Genomic DNA, 23,811 nt, shown 5'->3' on the forward strand with positions numbered 1-23,811 from the left:
ATATTAAAAAGCGCTACTCATATGAGTAGCGCTTTTGTTTGTAAATAGAGCGAAGTTATTAAATAGAAACATCTTTAGTCTTTTGTTTCATCTTTCCAAAGAATACTACACCGGCAATGACAATAATGATGAATGTCCATTTTATAAAAGGGTTACTTTCGAAAAATCCAGCGAACCATTTTTCATCTACAATCATTTTCGCGGCAGTATAAGCTAGAACAGCTGCTCCAATTGTAATAATGATAGGATACCGGTCGACCCATTTTAAAATTAATGTACTCCCCCAAACTACCACTGGAATTGAAACCAATAGTCCGATGATTACTAAAGAAAAATTGCCATGCGCAGCGCCAGCAACAGCAAGTACATTATCAATACCCATTAACGCATCAGCTATAATAATGGTTTTAATAGCAGACCAAAAACCTTCTTCAGCTTTAATATCGTGATCTTTGCCTTCAGCAATTAATTTGTAAGCAATCCATATAAGGAGTACACCACCAATTAGAAGTAATCCAGGTATTTTTAATAACCAAACAACAACTAAGGTAGCGAGGGCTCTAATCACGATTGCCCCGATAGTTCCCCATATAATAACTTTCTTTTGTTGATCTTTCGGTAATCGCCTTGCTGCTAATCCAATTACAATGGCATTATCACCCGCTAAAACTAAATCAATTACAATAATGGCAAGCAAAGCTGACAAATATTCAGCTGAAAGAAAATCCATACACATATCACTCCTTAAGAGTAATATGTGCTAAAGTGTTGATAATATAAAAAACAGGATTGAATTTGTATATTCAATCCATAATTTCTTACTGTATTTTGATATATATGTTTTAATTATGTATAAGTCGCTTTTGCAATCTTTTTTGCTTTTCGATTCTTTTTCTTAATTTTCGATTCATCTTTTTAATACGGTTTTCTTTTCTATTATCCCAGTTATTACTTCTGATGTTATTAATAGATTTATCTTCCTTAGCATGAAAACGCCGTACTTTTTTACGAAGGAAAGGGGGATTTTGAGTCGAATATACGAGGAGTAATTCCCAAAACGATAAAAAGACTTGATTCCCTGCTAAAGGAAATCAAGTCTTTTTCATTACATACGATTATCGTGCCAGAAGTTTAATGGGAAATGTTCGTTCTCACTATAACTTTCTAATTCATATCCTTTTTCTTTCAGTCCTTTAATAATTCCAGGTACTGCTTTAACGGATTGCGGGTGAATATCATGCATAAGAATAACTTCTGTCGGTTTGTTAGCACCATTTAGAACGTTTTCCACAATTTTAGCTGATGCAGCATCAACAGGCATTTTGTTATATTTCCAGTCTAAAGAATCAATTGTCCAATCCCAAACTTTTAACCCATTTTCGACAACTTTGTTGCGAAGAGCTTCATTTAATCCTGGCATTGACCCGTAAGAAGGACGAGTTAATACTGGTGATTTACCTAGAACGCCAGCGATTAAGCCTTGATCTTCTTTCATCTCATCTACGTAATGACCCTCTGTGTAAAGTTTCTTGTAGTTATGAGTCATACTGTGCATCCCAACGTAGTGGCCTTCAGCATCTTCACGCTTTACAAGATCAGGGAATGCTTTTACGTTTGAACCAATTAGGAAAAATGTTGCTTTTGCATTTTCTTTCTTTAACATATCTAAAAGCTCAGCTGTATATTTTCCAGGACCGTCATCAAATGTTAAGTAAGCTACTTTTCTAACTTGCCCATTATATTGTTTTGGAGCTTCTTTCGGAGCAAGAGATGTTTGAATTTCGCTTACAAGTTGAACAGATTTTGCTTCATCCTCTGTACTTGCTAGAGCAGTATGTGCTGATCCTAAAGTCGCTTCGTATGTAAATAATACCCCCGCGCAAATCAACATAGCCCTTTTTACTAAAGTTGTCATTCGAATTCCATTGTGCATAATTTTCCTTCTCTCTATAAAAGTTCTACTCTACTATATTAGCAATTATAGGTAGGTAAATGCAAAAAAACTTTTTTACAAGAGTAAAAAAGTTTGGTCAAAAGTATGCAAGATTTCATACTTTCGTATCACTTCATTTTCGTTCTAATTATTGATTCGAATATTTTTGTTTTCTATTAAAATATTGGTATAGAAACAATTAAATTCAAAAAGGGAGTGGGAATATGGTTAATTATATTTGCACTACATGTGGAGTACAGTATCCCGAAAATGAAGAAGCACCTTCTCGTTGTAAAATTTGTAATGAGGAAAGGCAATATGTTAGTCCATTTGGGCAGTCATGGACAACATTAGAAACTATGAAAAATAGCAATTTATACAAAAATCAAATAATAAAAGAAGAAAGTGGTTTGTATAGCATTACTACAAAACCTAAATTTGCAATTGGACAAACAGCATTTTTAATACAAAGTAAAGCTCTAAATGTTATGTGGGATTGTATTAGTTATATAGATGATAAAACGATTCAGAGTATATATGATTTAGGTGGTATTCAAGCAATAGCACTTTCTCATCCACATTATTACTCTACACAAGTAAAATGGGCGGAAACATTCAATGTACCTATTTATATTCATGAAGATGATAAAGAGTGGGTAGTTCGCCCGAGTAAACAAATTAGTTTTTGGTCTGGGGAACATTTGATATTATCAGAAGAACTTACATTGCATCGTTTAGGAGGCCATTTTAAGGGCGGGACTGTTATGCATTGGAAAGACGGTAACGAAGGGAAAGGAATTTTGTTATCAGGTGATATTATACAAGTAGTTTCCGATCAAAAATGGGTAAGTTTTATGTATAGTTATCCAAATCTCATCCCATTACCAGCGAATAAAGTTAGAGATATAGCAGAGAAAGTGAAAACTATCCAATTTAGTCGGCTATATAATGCATTTCAGGGTGTGGTGGAAGATGCAAATAAGGTTGTACAAAGATCTGCTGAACGGTATATAAAGGCCCTGCAAGGAGAACTTTTTCATACGAAATAAAATATAAGGAAGAAATATTTATTTTATTTCGATATTTATATAATTAATTTTGGATGAATTTAATACTAAAGTCCTACTATTTATAAACTAATAGGTCTTTTAACTTAGGCAGTTCTCACACTAATGAGGGATGTTAAAGGAAATATATGTAATATACAATGGTTATTATAAAGCTTTGGAAAATGAAAAGGAGGAGATTTGCATGAAGAATTGGGTTCAATTTAGAATTGCAAGACCAACAGATAAATTTGAAGAAGTTATAAGTTTTTATGAGACGGGGTTAGGATTGAAGCGTATAGGAGAATTTCACAATCATGAAGGATATGATGGGGTTATGTTTGGATTACCGGATGCCGAGTATCATTTGGAGTTTACAACGTATGTTAATGGAAGTCCATGTCCGGCACCGACAAAAGATAATTTACTAGTTTTTTATATGCCTAATAAAGATGAAATTGAAAAAATAGTGAATCGATTAAGTAATATGGGCTATCATGAGGTGGAACCAGAAAATCCGTATTGGATAGAGAAAGGGACCACAATAGAGGATCCAGATGGTTGGAGAATTGTGCTTATGAATGCATTTGAATAAAAAAGCCCTATTCGTATGTAACAAAATGATTTAGTCAAAAATCCCTACAGCATTTGTAGGGATTTTTATATAAGAAGATTTAGTTAAGGGAGTTATTAAAAAGTAGATAGTATTTTTGCTAAAAATAAATGCAATATATATGATTTATGAAGGAGGTAGAGAAGTATGACATTAAAGTATTTTGATGAGTTTGCTAAAAATGTTGAGTTACATTTAGTAATGCCTGCTGAATTGCCTTATGGTTCCGAACAACCACCAAATGATTTAAAGAAATATGCTGGATCAGGTGGGTTGGGCTTAGGAAGGAAACAGCATTTTATAGAACAGGAAGACAATTTGATAGAAAAACAATGGACTTATTCATATGAAGAGACCTTGTATGAAATGGCACGTTTTTATCCCGCTTTAACGGCAGTAAGACCCCCACCTCAAAATTCAGCGGAAGCAAAGAAGTTAGGTGGGGGATCAACTGTCCGTAAAAGTCCGATTGGTTCAACTAATAATCAGTGGGGGATGAACAAACCCCCCACTGATTAAAGTTTCACTTTATAATGAAACTGGTATGAAAATAGGAACTTCTGCGGCAGCGAATTTATTAGCTGCTAAACAAATAGGAAAAGAAAAAGGTGCGAATTTTAATGTAGTTACAGTTTTTCCGGACGCAGGGTCTATAGAAGAGTGGTCAGATGTAAAGAGTCTACAAAAAATAAAGAGAAAATCAAACAAATAAATGTTCTTTCATATTCAATTTCTCACACTATGTGAAATTGATGAAATGAAAAACCTGTGTATGTAAAATGTACAGGTTTTTCATGGTTGTTTTAGTTATCTGCAGCAAATTTAAAATTTCACATACCGTATTTTAAAAATACATATAGGAAAACCAAAAAGTAATGTAGAATATATCGTACATACATATATGAAGTCAACATAAAAGATAAAGAGGTGGGCATATGTTACTTGATGAAGTAATGCAGCAACTAGAGGAATATGGAACAGAACAAAATCGTAAAACGTATAAAAATCACGGAGCGAAAGAGCCACTATTCGGAGTTAGTTTTGCCAATTTAAAATTGTTAAAAAAGAAGATAAAAAAAGATCATGATTTAGCAATTTTATTATGGGAAACAAAAAATATGGATGCAATGACTTTAGCAACGATGATTGTAGATTCAAAGAAAGTTACGACAGAACAGCTAAATAAATGGGTGCAGGAAGTTAATTATTATTGTTTAATGGACGTTTTGATGACCGCTATTTGTACGTCGCCAATTGCGATAGAAAGAATGGAAGAATGGACAAAGTCTGAAGATGAATGGATTGGAAGAGCAGGCTGGTCTTTATTAGCAAATATAGCGATTAAAAATAAAACGTTACATGATGATTTCTTCCCTCCATATCTAGAAGAGATTAAAGAAAATATACATCATGAAAAAAATAGAAAAAAAGAAGCGATGAATAGTGCTTTAATTGCGATAGGGATTCGTAATGAAGACTTAGAGAGAAAAGCGATTGACATTGCACATGAAATTGGAAAAGTACAGGTTGATCACGGGGCAACGTCATGCAAGACACCAGACGCAGAGTCGTATATAAAAAAAGCGAGAGAAAGAGCTGAAAAAAAGAGAGTGAAATAAGAAAAGGGGAACGGTTATGAAACCAATGGAAGCGGCACAAAGCATAATTACATCACAATTTCCGAATTGTGATGTAGCTTTACTTGGAGGAAGCGTTGCAAGAGGAGAAGCGACAAAAACATCTGATCTGGACATTGTAATAGTTGATCAAAGTTTAACGTCTTGTTATCGAGAATCTTTCTATAGTAATGGATGGCCTGTTGAAGTTTTTGTACATAATTTTGAAACTTATAAAACCTTTTTTAAAATGGATTGTGATCGCGGGAGACCTTCGTTACCACAATTAGTTTCAGAGGGGATTGTATTAAAAGGTGAGAATGAAATTGTTGAGGAATTAAAAAGAGAAGCAAATGATTTACTAAATAAAGGACCAGCTAAATGGACCGAAGAAATGATGAAGCAGAAGCGATATTTTATTACGGATACTTTGGATGATTTTATTGGGGCAACAAAAAGAGAAGAAGAATTATTTATCGCGAATTTATTAGCTGATTTATTACATGAATATGTATTAAGAGTAAATGGTAAATGGCTTGGAAATTCAAAATGGTTTATAAGGGTACTTAGAAGATATGATGAACAATACGCAGAACAATTTGTAGCGGCGTTTGATCATTTTTATACAACGGGAGAGAAAAGAAAATTAATTACTTTTGCAGAAAAAACGCTAGAACAGTATGGAGGAAGAATGTTCGAAGGGTTTTCTATAGGAAAATAAAAAGGGGATAGCACAATGAATGTACCATTCGTTCATTTAAGAGAACTGACACTAGATGATGTAGAAGATCGATATCAATGGTCATTAGATACAAAAGTAACAAAACATTTAGTTGTACCAGATCAATATCCACCGTTTACTCGTGAAGAAACGAAAAAATGGATTGAAGCATGTATAAATCGGAAAAATGGCTATGAACAAAGAGCTATCACTACAGAGCACGGCATACATATTGGATGGGTAGATCTTAAAAACTTTGATAAAACAAATAAAAATGCAGAACTGGGAATCGCGATTGGTGATAAAGAATACTGGGGTAAAGGATATGGGATAGCGGCTTTATATAGTATGTTACATCTAGCGTTCTATGAATTTGAATTAGAAAAAGTTTGGCTACGTGTAGATGAAGATAATTTTCAAGCTAGAAAGAGTTATGAAAAGGCTAGTTTTGTTTGTGAAGGGTTAATGAGAAATGATCGATTACGTCAAGGGAAGTTCATTCATTGTTATCGTTATAGTATGTTAAGAGAAGAATACGACTCTTTAAATAGTAGTTTATAAAAATATTATGTTAACATAAAGGGGCTGGAGAAATATGATTCGATTACTTATGAAAGAAGATGCAAAAAAATATTGGGACTTACGTTTACAAGCATTACAAGTAAACCCGGAGGCATTTGTAACAACTTATGAAGAGGCGATTCGTCAGGAAAATCCAATTAAGCGAGTGGAAAGTAATTTAACAGCTACTACAAGCTGTACATTTGGTGCTTTTAATGAGGGGCATCAATTAGTTGGAGTTGTCACTTTACTAACAGAAGAAAAAGAGGCATATAAACATAAAGGGCATATTGTTGCGATGTATGTAGATGCAAGCAATCGAAGAAGTGGCCTTGCACGTGAATTAATACGTAAGGCAATTGAAAGAGCAAGAGAAATGAACTTGGAACAATTGACTTTAGGTGTTGTATCCACAAACGAGCCAGCAAAAAGGTTGTATGAATCAATGGGCTTTAAAACGTATGGGATTGAAAAGAGAGCTATAAAGATGAATGGTGTGTATAGTGATGATGAACATATGGTTTTATTCCTTTAAAAGAGGGAGTTTATTATGAAAGATCTCCATTTAGAAAAAAATATGAACCCGCAAGTAGCAATTCTATATGCGACAGTTGCTAATACATTTAATCGATTGCAAAAGTTAGTAGAAGGTACTGATGAGAAAGAACTGTCTTTTAAAGGGTCAGAAAATAATGGAAATAGTATCGGACAACTACTTCAACATTTAGCAGTTGTCGATTTACATTGGGTGTACCGCTTAAAAGGAGAAGCAGTTCCACTGGCACTTGATAATATATATGGACCTATGTTAAATGAAGTAGGGGAACTGCCAAGTTTAAGAAAACAGACATTGCAACAATTAATGCAAGATTATGAAGCTGTGCAACTTATGTTTTATGAGGAATGTATGAAACTAACAGAAAATGATTTAACACGAGAAGTTTTTTACGAAAAGGGAGAAAATGCGACTATAAGGTGGGGGATATGGCATATGGCTGATCATAATCGGTACCATCAAGCTCATATTAGTCATTTAAGGAAACAATATAGAGCTAGAATACATACGTGTTAAAGATTTCGAATTTTAATTATATTGAATTTGTTGTATAGTATAAGAACAAACTAAACAAGGAGTTTTATAATGAAAGCTATTGCAGTAGGGATATTGGCATCATTTTTCTTTGCCTTTACCTTCGTTTTAAACCGGGCGATGGACTTAGAAGGTGGAAGCTGGATTTGGAGTGCATCATTACGGTATTATTTTATGGTTCCAATGCTTTTACTTATTGTCATGTATAGAGGAAACTTAAAGCAACTCTTTCAATATATGAAAAACAATCCGAGAGAATGGTTAGTATGGAGCATTGTTGGATTTGGTCTCTTCTATGCACCACTTAGTTTTGCTGGGGCTTTTGGACCTGGTTGGCTCGTTGCATCAACATGGCAAATTACGATTGTTGCAGGGATTTTGTTAACACCATTTTTTGCTGTAGATCCATTACATAAAAAACTTCCTATGAAGGAATTAGTTATGTCGGGTATTATTTTATGTGGTGTTGTACTTATGCAAGTAGAACATGCTTCTTCATTAGGAATTCGTGAAACCGTTTTATGTGTCGTTCCAGTACTTATTGCAGCGTTTGCCTATCCTCTTGGAAATCGAAAAATGATGCAAGTTTGTAATGGGGAACTAGATGTATTCCAGCGAGTTCTCGGTATGACATTAGCAAGCCTACCATTTTGGTTTTTACTATCTGGTTATGAAGTATTAACAGGCGGGCTACCGTCAAGTAGTCAAGTGTTCCAATGTTTTATTGTAGCAGTTAGTTCTGGTTTAATCGCAACGGTATTATTCTTCTTTGCGACAGATCTTGTAAAAGATGATCCTCAAAAACTAGCAACAGTGGAAGCAACACAGTCCGGTGAAGTTTTATTTGCTCTAGTAGGAGAACTCATCTTGCTATCTGCTTCAATTCCGTCATCTTTATCTTGGATTGGTATGAGTCTCGTTATTATCGGAATGATACTACATAGTTATGTAGCGGTCGTTGTGAAGAAAGAAGAAAAAATAACTGCGTGATGAGATTAGTTCTTTATATAAAGAGCTAATCTTTTTTCATAGAAAGGAATGAAGAGATGAATTTGCAACACGTTGAACAAATTGAGAAAGATCCCATTTTAAATGTACTACTGTATGCAGTCGGCCCAAGTGAAACTAGCAAAAAGAAAGCAGTTTTATTTTATGAAAGGAATAAAGGGATTTTGCATAGATATGAAGAAAAGGCTTGCATAGGTATTGAAATAATCGGAGAAAATAAAGCGAGAATATGCCACATAGCAGTCGTTCCGCAATACCGTCATAAAGGAATTGCGTTGCAAATGATAAAGGAAGTATTAAGAATACATCAATTGACTTATCTCGAGGCAGAGACAGACGATGAGGCAGTAGAATTTTATAAGGAAATTGGTTTTCAGGTTAAAAGTTTAGGAGAAAAATATCTGGGGATTGAAAGGTTTCATTGTTATTTGGAAAAATAGTATGAAAATATGCAAATGTACATATTGTGTTTAGTTTGAAAAAAATGATATTTACATTATATAATAAAGGTATCTGGAAAAATATAGATAATAGAAATTAGGTGTGTAACACATGAGAATGGATAAAAGTAAATTTATAAAAATCGCTACTTCAATAGGGGTGTCATCTTTTTTATTAACAGGCTGTGGTGATTATGAAGAAGAAACTGCACAGAAAGAAAGTACTGCTGTTAAAACAGATGGTGGAAAACAAGGGAATGAACAAGAAACATTAAATTGTGACGATAAAACTCCTACTAATGAAAATGTAGAAAATGATGAGTTATGCAAGGAAATTAATCCATCATTTTCATCGTATAATGAAAATTCACATTTACCAATACTTCCATTCGTCGCAGGATATTTATTAGCAAGCAGAACTTCAAATATGAATTATACAGCAAAACCAAATATAATGAAGAAACCGTATGCAAATAATATTGTTCCATATCGTGAAAAAGACCAAAGTAAAACTGGTGGCAGCGGTGGTGGAGGATATTACGGAGGAACTAATAGTAACAATAATAATGCTTCCAATAAAGTGGATTTAAATAAACAACAGCCAAATTCCTCAAATAAAGTGACACCAGATACAAATACACCGAAATCATCTACGACACAAACGCCGAAAGTGAATTCTGGTACTAGTGGAATTGGGAATGCAAAAGCTCCAGCCGGATCATAACACGAAAGGATAATAGGATCATGTATACAGAACAAGAGCAGAAAGAGTATATGAAAGTATGGTTTTCACTTGCGGAAGAGGCTGGTCGGAATGGTTTTACATGGCCGAGTCTATTAGAAAATGAAGAATGGAATCAATATATGGCAACGGGTATGTATCGTATGCCGGTAAATACTTATACTGCTATTTCAAAAGCGACAGAAGAAATTATGCATGTGTTATATAGAACGTATCAATATATTGTAAATTCGACAGAAGATTTTCAAACACTAGGATTGCCAGCTGAAACGTGGGAAATTGCGAGAATGAAACATACTGGTTTGTTTTCATATTTTACAAGATTTGACTTTATCGTAAATGGTGAAGATATAAAGTTAATAGAAGTAAATTGTGATACACCGACAGGTTATTTAGAGCCATCAGTCGCAAATGAAGTGTTGTGCCGTTATCACGATGTAAATCATCCCAATCATATAGAAGAGCATATTGTGCAGGCATGGGAACAAATTAAACATGACTATAATATAAGTCCTATAGAGACAATATATTTTACTAGTTATGATTGGCACGATGAAGACCATCAAACAGTTGAATTTTTAAGAAGCTATTGTTTAGATCAATCAACGGATTATATAGGTGTACAAGATATTGTCGTTGCAGATGATGGTCTATATACGCCAAATGGTGAACGAATCCATTATTTATATAGACTATATCCAATTGAATATTTAGTTTCAGATGCCGATAAAAATGGAAAAAGAATTGGACTTCAGTTTTTAGATCATATAGCGCAAGGAAGAGTGAAAATTATAAATCCACCGGCAGCTTTTCTTATGCAAAATAAAAGTGTACTTGCATTAATTTGGCAACTTTACGAAGATGAAGTTTTCTTTGAGGAAGAAGAGCGAGGAACCATTCAGAACTACTTCCTGCCAACATATTTTACAAATAAACCTTTTATAGAAAGAAATGAATCATATGTTTCTAAACCTTTATACGGCCGTGAAGGCGGAGGGGTATCTATATTCGAAAATAATGAACTATTAGCTGAAGATAAAACAGCGTATTACTTTGAACAGCGTAAAATATATCAACAATACATAGAAATGCCTGACTATACAATTGACACATGGGACGGTCCGTATACTGGTAAACTATTAGTTGGTTCACACTGTATTAGCGGGAGAGCAGCAGGGTTATTTTTACGTATAGGTGAGAAAATAACAGGAAACTTATCGATGTTTACAGGGGTTACGATTGAAGGATAAATGAAACAAAGAGCTCATCTTTTTTGATGGGTTCTTTCGTTTATATAGTGTTTTTATTGTTTTAATGTAACGCCTTCATTGTTCTTCTTTTGTTATATAAAATCAATATATTACCATTTAATGTGTTGATAAAAATGATTAAGTTAAAAATTAAGAAAAATATGATAATATATGTATGTAGTAGTTTAAAAAAATGGGGGAACAATCGTGAAAATGAATGATATAGTGGCAAGTACACCATTGCCGAATACAATCAAAACAATTACAAATGATTTAAGAAAATTAGGATTAGAAAAAGGAATGACGGTTATTGTACATTCTTCGTTAAGTTCTATTGGCTGGGTATCTGGCGGAGCAGTTGCGGTAGTAGAGGCATTAATGAAAGTGATTACGGAAGAGGGAACAATTATTATGCCAACTCAATCTTCGGATTTATCTGATCCGAAACATTGGTCAAGACCGCCTGTACCTGAAGAATGGTGGCAAATTATTCGAGATAATGTCCCAGCGTTTGAGCCACATATAACACCAACAAGGGCAATGGGAAAAGTAGTTGGATGTTTTCGTACATATCCGAATGTAGTACGTAGCAACCATCCATTAGGAAGTTTCGCTGCATGGGGAAAACATGCAGAAGAAATAACGATGAAGCAGTCACTATCGATGAGTTTAGGAGAGGAATCTCCATTAAGAAAAATATATGATTTAGATGGGTCCATATTATTAATTGGTGTTGGATATGATTCCAATACTTCTGTACATTTATCTGAAGTACGTTCTGGTGCATGTGAGTTAATAAAAGTAGGAGCACCTATTATTGAAAATGGTGAAAGAGTTTGGAAAGAGTTTGTTGATATGGATTACGATTCTGATAAGTTTGTTGAAATCGGTGTAGAGTTTGAGCAAAAGGGAACTGTAACAAATGGGAAAATAGGAAACGCAACGTGTCGCCTTATGAAACAACGTGATATAGTTGACTTTGGAACAGAATGGTTTCGTAAGAAAAATTAGTAAGGGATGGTTACAATGAAGGGGAAAAAGGTATTAATTACAAGCGGTGGTTGTTTAGAAAAGTGGGATCAAGTACGCGGACATACAAATATGGCAAAAGGAACAATTGGGAGAATAATCGCCGAAGAGCTTATAAATAAAGGGGCACATGTTATATATTTACACGGTTATTTCGCTGAAAAACCGAACGATATAAATAATCAATTGGAATTACACCCATTTGAAGGAATTGTTGATTTACAAGATAAAATGAAAAGTATCATTACGCATGAAAAAGTCGATGCGGTTATTATGGCAGCGGCTGGATCTGATTGGATTGTGGACAAGATTTGTGATCAAGAGGGTAATGTTCTTGATATGAATGGAAAAATCTCAAGTGATATAGCGCCAATTATACATTTTCAAAAGGCACCGAAAGTATTAAAACAAATAAAAGAGTGGGATCCAGAAACGGTACTCGTTGGCTTTAAACTTGAAAGCGATGTAAATGAAGAAGAACTGTTTGAAAGAGCGAAAAATAGAATGGAAGAAGCGAAGGCGAGTGTAATGATTGCAAATTCACCACATTCTTTATATTCGCGCGGAGCTGTACACTACGTAATTGGACAAGATGGTACAGGGAAGTTATGTAATGGGAAAGATGAAACAGCAAAAGAAATTGTTAAAAGGTTAGAGGTATTATGTAATCGTATTACTACTTTGTAAAATTTAGTTTTTATATAAGAATGAATCCGCATAGTATATAAATGAGCGAGACTTTAATTGAATGTGAAGCCAGAGAATAATTGGTGAGGAGTGAATATTAAACTCCGGAACGAAAAGAAATATGCGCAGTTTAAAGAGATACTCATTGGATTAACAAACTTTACAAGGGATGCAGAAGTACTTTATCAATGTGTCTGGATACATGATGTAATGGAACTTGAAACAGAGGCTGAGCCGTATTATGAACAGGCAATTGCAAATGGGGCTTGAAGGTGAATCGCTTTGTGGTGATTATATTGGTCTTGGCAGTACATATCGTTGTATAGGTGAGTATGACAAAGCAATTACTATTTTAGAAGCAGGGTTACAAAAGTTCCCGGAGAATGACGTGATGAAAGTGTTTTTATCAATAGCAAAATATAATGTAAACGAACATGAATCTGCAATGAAATTATTACTTGAAACAGTTGTAAAAGTAGACGGAGTTAAATAATTTTTTATAAAGACCATTTAAACGAGGTTTTTAAATAAAGGAGTGAACGTAGGAATGTCGTACTATCGCGAAGGCGAAAAGGTATTTGGTTTGGACTAATATCTTTAATCTTGTTATCAAACTATTTATTGTATGCCCTTCCAATTGTGTCAGATGCTCCGAAAGAAGTAGTGTTTGGTTCTTTGTTAGATTGTATGTTTGTAATTCCGGTCATCACGTATTTCTTAATTATTCGAAAAAGATACTCATTAACATATATATTTCCTGTTGTAATAGCAGGTTATATATTTGCAAAGTTTATTATTCCAAGTGACTATTTACAAGCTTTTTCATATATTTCTTATATTATAATTGCGGGAGAAATTGCATTTGTATGCTTAGAGTTATTCCTTTTGTATAAAATTGTTAGAATGCTTCCTAACATAGTAAAAAGATATAAAGAATATAAAAGAGAGTATTTTTCATTTTCTTATGCGATTGATGCTGCGTTTGACGCTACTATGAAAAGAAATAAATTAGTAGATGTCATTGTAACAGAGTGTAAGTTAATCTATTATGCATTTTTATCGTGGCGTGAAAAAGTGCCAGAAGGTGAATCCGTATACTCTTATCACAAAAAGACTGGTGCAATAGGTGTATATATCATGATGATCCATGCGACCTTAATAGAAAGTATCGGTTTTCATTATTTGCTTCATCAATGGAATCCAGTTGTAGCATGGATCTTACTTATTTTAAACGTATATGCAATGTTTTATTTTTTAGCTGAAATACAAGCAATGCGTAAAAATCCAATTATTGTTGCGGAAGAAAAAGTAATTATTCAAATTGGATTAGGAAAGAAAATCATTATACCATTTACACAAATTGATAAAATTACGTTTTATAAAGGAGGTCTTTTAAAGAAAAAGAAAGAGGTTCTTGACGCAACTGTAATGGAATTTATAAAGGAACCTCCAACATTTGAAATAATACTAAAAGAGCCAATGAAAGCTCAGTTGTTATATGGATTTTCTAAAACAGTAAGTCGTGTTCAATTAAATGTTGATGAGGAGCAGAAATTTTATGATGTGGTAACGGAGAAATTGAATCATGAATAATGCTACTAATTTTCATCGTGCGTTTGGTGTGTACGGCATTTATATCGAAAACAATAACATATTAGTAATCGATAAAATTAAGGGTCCATATAGAAAGCGGTATGATCTACCTGGTGGTAGTTTAGAAGATGGGGAATCATTAATAGCTGGACTTCGTAGAGAGATTAAAGAGGAGACTGGGTTAAATGTAACGGTAGTAAAACAAATAGGTACAATGGATTTTCAATTTCCATTAAATTTTAAGGAGTACACACATGTACATCATATCGCAGTTTTCTATGGTGTTGAAAGGTGCGAAGGTGAATTCGTAGTACCGGAACAATTTGAAGAACAAGATTCATTAGGAGCTAGATGGATTCCTATAGAAAGCATTACAGAAGACAATTCATCTCCGCTTGTATGTAGCGCATTAGAGTGGCTGAAAACAAATGAGCTTCCATTAGAAGTAAAAAAATATGAAACATGGACTGTGAAAAACTCCTTCTAAAATAAGAGGGAGTTTTTATTGTTTAATTGGGACCAAACACTTCTTTATCACTATATAAACAGATATAATTAAGATTAGAAATAGCATAAGGGGAAACAAAGAATGAATAAATTACTAACACCTAAAAGTGAAATTGTAGAAAGAAAAATCCGGTACGACTCGACAATAGTAGATCACACTTGCTTATTACTTGAAAAGCAGTTGCAAAGTGTCGTGTTATTTCATGAGGTTCAGTATTCATTTACAATGACTGTACATAGTGCAAGTTTAACAATCCCAAAAGGAAGTTACACCATTGCATACTACTGGGAAGATCGTCCGTACAATTTATACATATGGAGAGATAAGGAAGGAATGTATTTAGGCTCTTATTTTAATATTGTAAAAAATACGCAAATAACAGACGAACTAGTTTCATTTGAAGACTTAATTATTGATATTTTGATACTTCCAAGCGGAGAATATTTTATTTTAGATGAAGATGAGTTACCTGAGCCTTTAGAGGGTTTTGAGGGTGGCTATGTGAATGAAGCTCTTTATGTATTAGAGAGAATCATTCAAAAGGCGCTTCCTCAAATGATTGTAGAGACAGAAATGGTGCGGCTAAAATAAAGTGTAATCGATTTGAAAATAGAATACGTGATTAATGGAACTGATAGTTTTATGCTTGAACAATCACATGAAAATAATCAAGTGAATTTATCGGCTTGTCCGGATCACTATGTACTAAGACCCTTTGGGGAAAATGAATTAGAAGTTATCGAAACTACTGGTAATTCTCCACTCCTAGTTCCATTTTTTATTGTTTTTAGTGACGAAACGGTATTGAAAACACATAGAAATAAGTGTTATCAATACCAATCAACAGGTGTTGCACGTATGAAAGACGGTACTATTATTGATGGAGTTCAATATAAATTTAAATATACATATATTAAGATGTAAATAATTCTAGTTGTTGAGTTCCCAGTACTTTGTCCTAATAGCCTTATTAAATCGCATCAAATGCATTTGGCATGTGAGTTTTCTTATTGGTTACAGTGGATTAAGAACCATAAAAAATACTTTTTGAATAAACAACAAGAAAATAAAATTGTTGGTGAAATGATAGCTGATGCATATGTACTAAAAAAATAATGAGAAATAAAAAAACCCGCAAGTATTTCACTTACGGGTTTTCATCGTAAACTATTAGAAAATATGGTAAAATTAAATAGTAACTTAAGGTACGGTTGGTTGTTCAATTATCACTTCTCCGAGTAGGAGGGGGGTGATAATAAGTGAGTGAAATAGCGTTGTTACTGCAAGGTGGACTGTTTCTCATTGCATTGTTAACGTTCGTCGTCGTTTTAATAGACAAACTCAAAAAATAACAACCCACCTATGCCAATAGAATGTGGGTTGTTTTGTTTGTAAGAAACAAATAGGATAAATGAACAATCCAATCTGCTAAGTTACGTGGACTGGTGTGTAGCCGCACACTAGTCTTTTTTATTTATATACAATTTATAATTAGTTTATGTGATTGTATTGTTCTTTTCATACTTATTATAACACAGTGTCTTTTCATCAAGAAAGGAGACCGTATGTTCTGTTTCCGATTAAATAGAAGGTGCTTTTTCTCTAAAGAGCCCGTCCATATACTGTTTTAAAGTTTGGACGTAAAATTCTTGCTTATTTACATTATTTACGCCGACAATTGGTGATGGAAGTTCATATCTCTTTTCTGATAAATGAACGACAACGTCAAAAATATCAAATAGACGAATGAAACAGAACAGGCCATCTTTATCACTTAATAAAATAAAGTAATGGTTTTCGCTATTTGTATTTAATGTATTCCATAAAGAACTTTTGCTTAAATCGCGAACAATATTCTTTTCTTTTAATTCCATGAAGTCCGCATTTGATAGAATGTTAGAAATATCAATCGCATCTGGATCTTCAAAATAGCTATCGACTGCTTGTACAGCGAAAGTATAAGCCATTTTTAATACACTCATTTTATACTTACGGTTATCTAAAAGTAATTCACGTTGAATAGAGCTGGCTACTTTCGTTACACGTTCTTCCTTCCAAATTTCATTATGTAGTGAAATATCGTGCTTTTTACATAGTTTCATAATTAATGCATTGGAATAAAGTATTTCATCACTTACTTCAACAACATCTGTCTCAGCGGCCGCAAGTTCCTCACCATGCTCATTCGTATAGAGTGGGGAGTCAATCTGTTTTTTCATTTGCTCAATCTTAAATTGACTTAATTTATGCCGAATTAAGGGGCGATCAATATTTGTTGTCATTTGTTCATGACAAGTATCACAAATTGAGTTTGTGAAATAATATCCACATAATATTTCTGGGATGACATATTGTTCACTAAGTTCTTTCGTATCTTTTCTGCAAATGATGCATTGTGTCATTTTTATCACCTTTACCTGCAAATTTGTATGTAATCTCATTGTAGTGTATTTATTGGTATTTTGGAATATTGTAAAGGAAAATATTATGTAAAATTCTTGCTTATTTTGGTACAATGAAGAGAAGTGCTAGTTTAAAGGAGGACGTTTTTTTGAAATCGAAAGTGCACTTTTGGACATTAGAAGTGCTAATGGTTGTAGCGATCATATTTATTTGCACAAAAATATCGTTTCTATTTCAACCTATTGGTATCTTCATATCAACGTTGTTTTTCCCAATCTTAATCGCGCTTTTTTTATACTTCATATTTAATCCGGTATTAGTCTTTTTGGAGGATAAAAAAGTACCTAGAAATTTAGCGATTTTGCTGTTATATCTTTTTATCATAACATTAACTGCGGTTGGAGTTGGGGTAGTTGTTCCAACGATCTCACAACAGCTAATGGATTTAGTAAAAAATATGCCAGGTTATATAAAAGAGGGAAAACTATACATACAAGATTTATCCCATCATAGATTGTTTGAATGGTTATCTACACAAAATTATGTTTCCATTGAAACAATTGAGAAAAATGCGATTGAATACTTAAAGGATATACCAAACACAATTACGTCGAGTGCAACGGCTTTATTTGGTATTATCACGAACGTGGCATTAGTTATCTTCACAGTACCGTTCATTTTATTTTATATGTTTAAAGATGGACATGCGTTTCCAGGGAAAGCAGTTAGTCTATTACCTGAGTCTTACCGTGAAGAAGGACTTCGTATCATTAAGGAAACGAACGAAACGTTATCTGCATATATTCAAGGGCAAGCGCTCGTTTGTATATTTGTAGGTGCTTTTACTTTTATCGGTTATTTAATTATCGACTTACCGTACGCTTTCGTTTTAGGAATTATAGCAGCATTTACAAATATCATTCCTAACTTAGGTCCATTTATCGGTGCAGCACCAGCTGTTATTGTAGGTCTGTTCGTATCTCCGATGCAAGCGTTGTACGTAATTATTATCGTAACAATTGTACAGCAGTTTGAAAGTAACATCATTTCACCGCGTATTATGAGTTCAAAATTAAATATCCACCCGTTAACAATTATAATTTTAATTTTAGGGGTAGGTAACTTTGCCGGAATTATCGGAATGATCTTAGCAGTTCCGGTTTACGCAGTAACAAAAACAGTTGTATCGAACTTAGTGAGACTGTTTAAGACGAAACGAAGTAATCGAAAATAGTATATGTTCAGAAAGATACACCGCTTTTTAAGTGGTGTATCTTTTGTTTGTTAATCAATGTTAAAAAGTGTATGAATACAATTTTACTATATTTATTACGTATCAAATGTAACGGTAAACTTGTATGATATAGCCTCAATAAAACTATGTGGAATCCCTCTGAACTATCCAAATCATTTCCTTACAACGTGCTATCAACATCATAATCGACTCCTTTCAAGTTTTATATTTTTAAAGGATTATAGGTGAGTGTAGTATATGCTTCTACGATCTCGAATTTCGTCCATAATCTTTTTGTATTGTTGTTCTTGTTTTAATTCATCTTCAGAAAAGATTTCTTTCTGGATTGTAATTGTTAAAAAGAAAAGGTGAAACTTCATGATACATTCCTCCTTTCGAAAGGAATTATAGATGGCTACAGTAGTGACTTTGACGCACTTTTACATCTTCCATAGCTTTATTAATTTGATGATCATGCAAAACTTCACTGTCTGAGAACTTAGTTTTCTTAATCGTGATTGTTAAAAAGAATACTTTAAATTTCATTAGTTTTTTCTCCTTTAAAAGTTATTTAGAAAAGACGGTTGTAATAAGAGGCTTGGCGCTCTTTTACTTCGTCCATAATAGTTTGAATATGTTGTTCACGCAAAATCTCTTTCTGAGAAAGTTTACGTTTTTGAATGGTGATTGTTAAAAAGAATGCTTTAAATTTCATGAAGGTATTGCCCCTTTAAAAGTTATTTAGAAAAGACGACTGTAATAAGAAGCTTGGCGCTCTTTCACTTCGTCCATAATGGATTGAATGTGTTGCTCACGTAAAATTTCGTTTTGAGAAAGCTTACGTTTTTGAATCGTGATAGTTAAAAAGAATGCTTTAAATTTCATGAAGGTATTGCTCCTTTAAACTATATTTTTAATACATATGCGTATAGTATGAACTTTTAATGTCAGTCATTTTATCAGTCAGTTGTTTTAATTGTTTTTTACGAATGATTTCAACTTCAGATAAAGTGTTTTTCTGAAGTATAGTTGTAAAAAAGAAAATATGAAAAGTCATAAATGAATTCCTCCTTTCAAAAAGGAATTACAGGTGATCACAATAAAGCGCTTGGCGCTCCTTAACATCATTCATAGCTTTTTCAATTTGCTCATTATGAAGAAATTCATCTTTGGAAATTGTATTTCTTTGAATCGTAATACTTAAAAACAATACGCTAATAGTCATCGAATGTTGCTCCTTTCTTTAAAAAATAATGTAAGAGACTAAAAAATCGCACAAAAAAGCCACAGGAAGATATAGTTCTCCTATGGCCAGGCGTGAAAAAGCCACAGGAAAGTATACGACCTCCTGTGGCGAATTTAAGAATTAATAGAAATAAAGTACGATTTTCAATTCTCCATTAGGGTGGTCGAATTCATATTTAATTGTCCAGAAAACACAGGTGTAGTTAACGCTAAAGTTAAAGCATGTAATTGTAATTTCATCATTTCCTTCGACCTCCTTTTAAAATATTTTTCTTACGTTAGTAAGTATATACAATTAATGGATAATTGTAAACATGAAAATTGAAAATTTTTAATTTTGATTAAAGTGCGTATGTTTTAAAGGGATTTGACGAGAAGTATTGTAATTAACGAAATAGCGATAAAAATGGGGGATGCTAAATGAAATATATGCATCGTAATGTAATTGTTATGCTAACAATTTTTTTATTTATTACTGCTTGTTCTAGCGGAGAAAGAATAAAAGAAATATCTGATTTTGAACCTGGTGATTTTAAGAAATATGCTGGGACATATGTTGGTAATAATGCAGATGTGGTTGCAATCGTTAAAAATTTACCCGGTGGTGAAACATTTCAAAGTATAAGTTTAGAGAATGAAAGCATAAAGGTGAATTATGGTGCAAAAGGGAATGGAACTCTGACAGAAGACATGGTTGAGACGTATTGGTTTGATGGCAAGGACACAATGGAGAAGAATTTTCTCTTTAACGTTATTTATTTAGCTATTTTAGTACCAAATGCGAAAAGTTACGAGTTTCAAGTAGAAAATAAAAATTTTACGATAAAAAGAGAAGAAATACTATCAATCCTGTATGGAAAATTTGATAATTTCCCAAAAGAAAATGATATAGGGGATAAAAAGAAAGTAGTAAAGTTCCTAAACGATAATAACGAAAAAATTACAATGGTTATGAATGATAAAGAGTTTCGGGAATTTTTATTTACTAAATATCCAGTGCAGCAGTTAAAATGATGGGAGGAGAAAAGGTGGAGTTAGTATACAAAATTACTTATCATAGAATGCAGGATCATTATTTACCTAAGTTAGTACAGGCAATTAGCTTCGTTAGTGAAGAAGATTTATGGAAACAAGAGGATTCTGTCAATTCAATTGGTGGAATCGTACTGCATATTTGTGAACATATACAGAGAAATACTAGTCGTTATAAAAATCCAAATATAGTCTTTGAAAGGGAATTGAGGAGTATTTTCCAGTAAAACGACAACGTACTGAAGTTTTGCTAAAAACTGTTGAAAAAGTATTTGATGAATGTGGAAAAGCATATATACAAGCATGGGAAGAAAAAAGACATATTGAAATTCATAGTTTATTACATTTAGTGGAGCATACAAGTTATCATTTAGGGCAAATAGTAGATCGTACAAAGTCAATAAAAGGACAACAATTTAACTTTTGTCAAAATGGTATAAATGAAAAGAATTTGAAAACAAAAGTTGAAACTACTAGCCTTTTGAAAGAGAGTCATTCTTAAATGAATGATTCTCTTTTTTAAGAAATTTATGGAAATAAATAATTTAATGTGATATGGTTAATTACATAAGTAATGAACCTAAGAACCTAAGGTGGTGAAATTGTGAAACCTACTCTGGAGCAAAATAAATTAATATACTTACAAATTGCAGAAACCATTGAATCTGATATTTTAAAAGACATATTACTTGAAGAAGAACAAGTTCCATCAACAAATCAATTTGCGAAGATGTTACAAATAAATCCAGCTACTGCAGCTAAAGGGGTGAATGTATTAGTTGATGAAGGAATTTTATATAAAAAGAGAGGGATCGGGATGTTTGTTGCAAAAGGAGCGAAAGAAGTCGTACTAAAAAAAAGACAAAATACTTTTATGACTGAATATTTACCGAAAGTGTGGGAAGAAGCAAAAGTGCTAGAAATATCGAAAGATGAATTAATGGATATGATTCAAAAAATTACGAAGGAGGGGAAAGAGGGATGATTGCACTTGAAACGAAAGGTGTAACGAAAAAATATAAAAAGAAAGTAGTAGTAAATGAAGTAACGATTTCATTGGAAGAGCATAAAATATATGGTTTGCTTGGAAGAAACGGAGCAGGAAAAACGACACTATTAAATTTACTTGCAGGCCAAATTATTTCAAGTAGTGGAAGTGTATTAGCATTTGGTGAAAATGTTTTTGAAAATAGTAAAGCAATGCAAAATATTTGTTTCGTTAAGGTGAAAGAAGAAGCTCATTTAAGTTATAGAGTAAAAGAAATTTTTAAGATGTGTAGCATGTTTTATAAAAATTGGGATGGAAAGTATGCTGAAGAACTAGCGGGCAAATTTCAGCTTAATATGACAGAGAAATATCACAAACTACCACATGGTATGCAAACGGTCGTCGGAATTATTCAAGGACTGGCAAGTAGAGCGCCAATTACAATTTTTGATGAACCAACGACAGGTTTAGACGCAGCACATCGTGAGTTATTTTATAGTTTACTATTAGAAGATTACGGCGAGTATCCAAGAACAATTATATTATCAACACATTTAGTAGAAGAAGTAACTCATGTGATCGAAGAGGTAATCATCATAAAAGAAGGTGCACTTGTTGTTCAATCATCGGTGGACGTTCTATTGCAACAAGGCCATATTATTTCAGGACAAAAAGATAAAGTGGATGCGTTCTCAATCAATAAAAAAGTTCTAAATCGAGAAGTTTATGGAAATAAGGGAATTGTTGTTTTATGGGAAGAACTTTCTAATGAAGATTATTATTTTCTTGAAAAAGAAGGTTTAGTAGTTGATAGAATTATATTACAAAAACTATTTATTCACATAACTGGTGGTGAAGTGAAATGACGATGTTAATGAAGCAGTTAAAGTTACATATAAATTTTCATTATAAAGCAGTTTTAATATTTTGGATTACAGTATTACTTATAAAAGGAATTACAAGTGTAATGGATTTAAAAGAAATAAGAGCAGGGTTTTTACAACATATATTAAATAATCCTTCGATTGTAATTACATTGTTTATAGTAGTAAGTACTTTTATTATACAAGATGATGTGTTTCGTTTAGCAGTTTCATTTGGAGTAACGAGATTACAGTTCTTCATTGGATCAGTTTGCTATATCATATTACAAGCTGCGGTTTTCTCATTCCTTCAAGTAATTTTTTTACAAAATACATTGTATAGTACAGTAAATATTAGTTTTGGAGAACACTCAATTAAACAGTTTATTGTACAACTATTATTGTATGTTACAATAGCAACTTTCTTTCAAGTAGCAGTAGTAATTAAGAAACGTTTTAAGTGGATTGGTCTTATGATAGGCGGAACATTTTTTATATCATTGAATAGTGTGCTTTATGCAGAAGTAGGAATACAGGATTTAAATGCTACATCTAATCTATCTTTAATAGATATCCCATACTTTATTGTTATTTCAATTGTATTAACTATCGTCTATATCGTGACTAGCGGTATATTTATTCGAAAAGTATCATTTGAGCAAACGATTTAAAGTGTAATTAAGTATATTTTTTGGGAGAGTAGGAAAAACAAATGGGAGATACATCCTCATTAATAACCGTCTTTTTATGCATCGCACTACTAATATTTTGGCGTCGTTACCGCTCTATGTATAAGCCAATAAAGGGAACGGGAAAACGTATGTTATGGCCATTACTATTTTTAACCCCGGGGATTATATGGTTTTTTGGCCCCGTACATCTAGCTATCTTACAAGTTATAATGGCGGTATTCATTGGTGTACTTTTCGCCGTACCACTTATAATTCTAACAAATTACGAACGAAGAGAGGATGGGAATATTTATACGAAAAAAAGTGCAGCTTTTTTAATTACTTTTATTGCAATCGTTATTTTAAGATATGGTTCAAGGCAATATATTGTTGATTTAGATCAACAAACGATTGGTTTATTATTTTACGTCGTTGCAGTCTCGTATATTATTCCTTGGAGAATTGCTTGTTATATGAAATTCAGGAAGGTTTGGAGGGAAAATAGTAATCACACAGTGTAAAAACAAAGACTTCTCAA

32 protein-coding genes and 6 pseudogenes are annotated in these 23,811 nt (G+C 33.0%); 28 read left to right on the top strand and 10 right to left on the bottom strand.

What is annotated here, in order from left to right; all coding sequences use genetic code 11:
• Nucleotides 1–58 precede the first annotated feature (58 nt).
• From CO726_RS06195 to CO726_RS06205, 3 genes and pseudogenes are all read right to left on the bottom strand, one after another.
• Nucleotides 59–730 (bottom strand): TerC family protein, encoded by a 672-nt coding sequence (locus CO726_RS06195; RefSeq protein WP_099683680.1) that lies wholly within the window; start codon nt 728–730, stop codon nt 59–61.
• 112 nt (nt 731–842) lie between these two features.
• Nucleotides 843–1,027 (bottom strand): annotated as a pseudogene (locus CO726_RS33130) (DUF3841 domain-containing protein); the annotation flags it as partial.
• Between the two features lie 78 nt (nt 1,028–1,105).
• Nucleotides 1,106–1,933 carry a peptidoglycan-N-acetylglucosamine deacetylase gene (locus CO726_RS06205; RefSeq protein ID WP_099683681.1) on the bottom strand — a complete coding sequence of 276 codons (828 nt, stop codon included), beginning with the start codon at nt 1,931–1,933 and terminating at the stop codon, nt 1,106–1,108.
• Nucleotides 1,934–2,157: 224 nt separating this feature from the next.
• On the opposite strand from CO726_RS06205, the gene CO726_RS06210 reads away from it, so the two are divergent.
• The 21 genes and pseudogenes from CO726_RS06210 (at nt 2,158) to CO726_RS32220 (ending at nt 16,189) form a co-directional block, all read left to right on the top strand.
• Nucleotides 2,158–2,982, top strand: a complete 825-nt coding sequence (locus CO726_RS06210) for an MBL fold metallo-hydrolase (protein WP_099683682.1) — start codon at nt 2,158–2,160, stop codon at nt 2,980–2,982.
• A 202-nt stretch (nt 2,983–3,184) separates the two neighbouring features.
• Nucleotides 3,185–3,574, top strand: a complete 390-nt coding sequence (locus CO726_RS06215) for a VOC family protein (protein ID WP_099683683.1) — start codon at nt 3,185–3,187, stop codon at nt 3,572–3,574.
• Nucleotides 3,575–3,763: 189 nt separating this feature from the next.
• A pseudogene (locus CO726_RS06220) lies at nt 3,764–3,973 on the top strand (cysteine synthase family protein); the annotation flags it as partial.
• A 157-nt stretch (nt 3,974–4,130) separates the two neighbouring features.
• Nucleotides 4,131–4,304: pseudogene (locus CO726_RS06225) on the top strand (cysteine synthase); the annotation flags it as partial.
• 223 nt (nt 4,305–4,527) lie between these two features.
• Nucleotides 4,528–5,211, top strand: coding sequence for a DNA alkylation repair protein (locus CO726_RS06230; protein WP_099683685.1), 684 nt, complete (start codon nt 4,528–4,530; stop codon nt 5,209–5,211).
• A gap of 16 nt (nt 5,212–5,227) precedes the next feature.
• Nucleotides 5,228–5,929 carry a nucleotidyltransferase domain-containing protein gene (locus CO726_RS06235; RefSeq protein WP_099683686.1) on the top strand — a complete coding sequence of 234 codons (702 nt, stop codon included), beginning with the start codon at nt 5,228–5,230 and terminating at the stop codon, nt 5,927–5,929.
• Nucleotides 5,930–5,944: 15 nt separating this feature from the next.
• A complete protein-coding gene (locus CO726_RS06240) occupies nt 5,945–6,490 on the top strand; it encodes a GNAT family N-acetyltransferase (RefSeq protein ID WP_099683687.1) in 546 nt (181 codons plus the stop codon).
• A gap of 34 nt (nt 6,491–6,524) precedes the next feature.
• Nucleotides 6,525–7,025, top strand: a complete 501-nt coding sequence (locus tag CO726_RS06245; RefSeq protein ID WP_099683688.1) for a GNAT family N-acetyltransferase — start codon at nt 6,525–6,527, stop codon at nt 7,023–7,025.
• A gap of 15 nt (nt 7,026–7,040) precedes the next feature.
• A complete protein-coding gene (locus CO726_RS06250; RefSeq protein ID WP_099683689.1) occupies nt 7,041–7,562 on the top strand; it encodes a DinB family protein in 522 nt (173 codons plus the stop codon).
• Between the two features lie 69 nt (nt 7,563–7,631).
• Nucleotides 7,632–8,570, top strand: coding sequence for a DMT family transporter (locus CO726_RS06255; protein ID WP_099683690.1), 939 nt, complete (start codon nt 7,632–7,634; stop codon nt 8,568–8,570).
• Between the two features lie 56 nt (nt 8,571–8,626).
• A complete protein-coding gene (locus CO726_RS06260) occupies nt 8,627–9,028 on the top strand; it encodes a GNAT family N-acetyltransferase (protein WP_099683691.1) in 402 nt (133 codons plus the stop codon).
• Between the two features lie 112 nt (nt 9,029–9,140).
• Nucleotides 9,141–9,752: a hypothetical protein gene (locus CO726_RS06270; protein ID WP_099683692.1), complete on the top strand. Its 612-nt coding sequence runs from the start codon at nt 9,141–9,143 to the stop codon at nt 9,750–9,752.
• 20 nt (nt 9,753–9,772) lie between these two features.
• A complete protein-coding gene (locus CO726_RS06275) occupies nt 9,773–11,020 on the top strand; it encodes a glutathionylspermidine synthase family protein (protein ID WP_099683693.1) in 1,248 nt (415 codons plus the stop codon).
• A gap of 213 nt (nt 11,021–11,233) precedes the next feature.
• Nucleotides 11,234–12,031: a BA2930 family N-acetyltransferase gene (gene aacC / locus CO726_RS06280; protein ID WP_136699418.1), complete on the top strand. Its 798-nt coding sequence runs from the start codon at nt 11,234–11,236 to the stop codon at nt 12,029–12,031.
• A gap of 15 nt (nt 12,032–12,046) precedes the next feature.
• A complete protein-coding gene (locus tag CO726_RS06285) occupies nt 12,047–12,736 on the top strand; it encodes a phosphopantothenoylcysteine decarboxylase domain-containing protein (protein ID WP_099683694.1) in 690 nt (229 codons plus the stop codon).
• 90 nt (nt 12,737–12,826) lie between these two features.
• Nucleotides 12,827–13,267, top strand: a pseudogene (locus CO726_RS06290) (tetratricopeptide repeat protein).
• A 69-nt stretch (nt 13,268–13,336) separates the two neighbouring features.
• Nucleotides 13,337–14,329, top strand: coding sequence for a hypothetical protein (locus CO726_RS06295; RefSeq protein WP_245916582.1), 993 nt, complete (start codon nt 13,337–13,339; stop codon nt 14,327–14,329).
• Nucleotides 14,322–14,816: an NUDIX hydrolase gene (locus CO726_RS06300; RefSeq protein ID WP_099683696.1), complete on the top strand. Its 495-nt coding sequence runs from the start codon at nt 14,322–14,324 to the stop codon at nt 14,814–14,816. Before CO726_RS06295 ends, CO726_RS06300 begins: the two co-directional genes overlap by 8 nt.
• 102 nt (nt 14,817–14,918) lie before the next feature.
• Nucleotides 14,919–15,428: a ribonuclease FAU-1 family protein gene (locus tag CO726_RS06305; protein WP_099683697.1), complete on the top strand. Its 510-nt coding sequence runs from the start codon at nt 14,919–14,921 to the stop codon at nt 15,426–15,428.
• Nucleotides 15,429–15,449: 21 nt separating this feature from the next.
• Nucleotides 15,450–15,953: pseudogene (locus CO726_RS06310) on the top strand (hypothetical protein); the annotation flags it as partial.
• 143 nt (nt 15,954–16,096) lie between these two features.
• Nucleotides 16,097–16,189, top strand: a complete 93-nt coding sequence (locus CO726_RS32220; RefSeq protein WP_088113308.1) for a putative holin-like toxin — start codon at nt 16,097–16,099, stop codon at nt 16,187–16,189.
• A 228-nt stretch (nt 16,190–16,417) separates the two neighbouring features.
• Here CO726_RS32220 and CO726_RS06320 read toward each other — a convergent pair whose 3' ends face one another.
• The gene (locus tag CO726_RS06320; protein ID WP_099683698.1) at nt 16,418–17,239 is read right to left on the bottom strand and encodes an HNH endonuclease; all 822 of its coding nucleotides are present in this window, start codon (nt 17,237–17,239) and stop codon (nt 16,418–16,420) included.
• A gap of 149 nt (nt 17,240–17,388) precedes the next feature.
• Between CO726_RS06320 and CO726_RS06325 the strand changes: the two genes are divergently transcribed.
• Nucleotides 17,389–18,474 (top strand): AI-2E family transporter, encoded by a 1,086-nt coding sequence (locus CO726_RS06325; protein ID WP_000837884.1) that lies wholly within the window; start codon nt 17,389–17,391, stop codon nt 18,472–18,474.
• A gap of 239 nt (nt 18,475–18,713) precedes the next feature.
• On the opposite strand, the gene CO726_RS06330 is transcribed toward CO726_RS06325, so the two are convergent.
• Genes CO726_RS06330 through CO726_RS06355 form a run of 6 tightly spaced genes read right to left on the bottom strand, consistent with a single transcriptional unit; the run spans nt 18,714 to nt 19,699 of the window.
• On the bottom strand, nt 18,714–18,854 hold the full coding sequence (locus tag CO726_RS06330; protein WP_098759910.1) for a YrzI family small protein: 141 nt from the start codon (nt 18,852–18,854) through the stop codon (nt 18,714–18,716).
• Between the two features lie 25 nt (nt 18,855–18,879).
• Nucleotides 18,880–19,020, bottom strand: a complete 141-nt coding sequence (locus CO726_RS06335; RefSeq protein WP_099683699.1) for a YrzI family small protein — start codon at nt 19,018–19,020, stop codon at nt 18,880–18,882.
• A gap of 25 nt (nt 19,021–19,045) precedes the next feature.
• On the bottom strand, nt 19,046–19,189 hold the full coding sequence (locus CO726_RS06340; protein ID WP_098759908.1) for a YrzI family small protein: 144 nt from the start codon (nt 19,187–19,189) through the stop codon (nt 19,046–19,048).
• Nucleotides 19,190–19,215: 26 nt separating this feature from the next.
• Complete coding sequence (locus CO726_RS06345) at nt 19,216–19,359, bottom strand: YrzI family small protein (protein ID WP_000668972.1); 144 nt, start codon at nt 19,357–19,359, stop codon at nt 19,216–19,218.
• Nucleotides 19,360–19,387: 28 nt separating this feature from the next.
• Entirely contained in the window at nt 19,388–19,531 is a 144-nt protein-coding gene (locus CO726_RS06350; protein WP_099683700.1) for a YrzI family small protein, read from the bottom strand.
• A 27-nt stretch (nt 19,532–19,558) separates the two neighbouring features.
• Nucleotides 19,559–19,699, bottom strand: coding sequence for a YrzI family small protein (locus tag CO726_RS06355; protein WP_000156187.1), 141 nt, complete (start codon nt 19,697–19,699; stop codon nt 19,559–19,561).
• A gap of 440 nt (nt 19,700–20,139) precedes the next feature.
• Between CO726_RS06355 and CO726_RS06365 the strand changes: the two genes are divergently transcribed.
• The 6 genes and pseudogenes from CO726_RS06365 to CO726_RS06390 all read left to right on the top strand — a co-directional run bounded on the left by CO726_RS06365 (nt 20,140) and on the right by CO726_RS06390 (nt 23,794).
• Nucleotides 20,140–20,733: a DUF4825 domain-containing protein gene (locus CO726_RS06365; RefSeq protein WP_099683701.1), complete on the top strand. Its 594-nt coding sequence runs from the start codon at nt 20,140–20,142 to the stop codon at nt 20,731–20,733.
• A 14-nt stretch (nt 20,734–20,747) separates the two neighbouring features.
• Nucleotides 20,748–21,253, top strand: a pseudogene (locus CO726_RS06370) (DinB family protein).
• A 102-nt stretch (nt 21,254–21,355) separates the two neighbouring features.
• Nucleotides 21,356–21,736, top strand: coding sequence for a GntR family transcriptional regulator (locus CO726_RS06375; protein WP_000805194.1), 381 nt, complete (start codon nt 21,356–21,358; stop codon nt 21,734–21,736).
• Complete coding sequence (locus CO726_RS06380; protein ID WP_099683702.1) at nt 21,733–22,605, top strand: ATP-binding cassette domain-containing protein; 873 nt, start codon at nt 21,733–21,735, stop codon at nt 22,603–22,605. Before CO726_RS06375 ends, CO726_RS06380 begins: the two co-directional genes overlap by 4 nt.
• Complete coding sequence (locus CO726_RS06385) at nt 22,602–23,273, top strand: DUF4052 family protein (protein ID WP_099683703.1); 672 nt, start codon at nt 22,602–22,604, stop codon at nt 23,271–23,273. Before CO726_RS06380 ends, CO726_RS06385 begins: the two co-directional genes overlap by 4 nt.
• A gap of 41 nt (nt 23,274–23,314) precedes the next feature.
• Nucleotides 23,315–23,794 (top strand): CcdC family protein, encoded by a 480-nt coding sequence (locus CO726_RS06390; protein ID WP_099683704.1) that lies wholly within the window; start codon nt 23,315–23,317, stop codon nt 23,792–23,794.
• Nucleotides 23,795–23,811 lie beyond the last annotated feature (17 nt).

The sequence above is a fragment of the Bacillus fungorum genome, from assembly GCF_002746455.1.
In the GTDB taxonomy this organism is placed as follows: domain Bacteria; phylum Bacillota; class Bacilli; order Bacillales; family Bacillaceae_G; genus Bacillus_A; species Bacillus_A fungorum.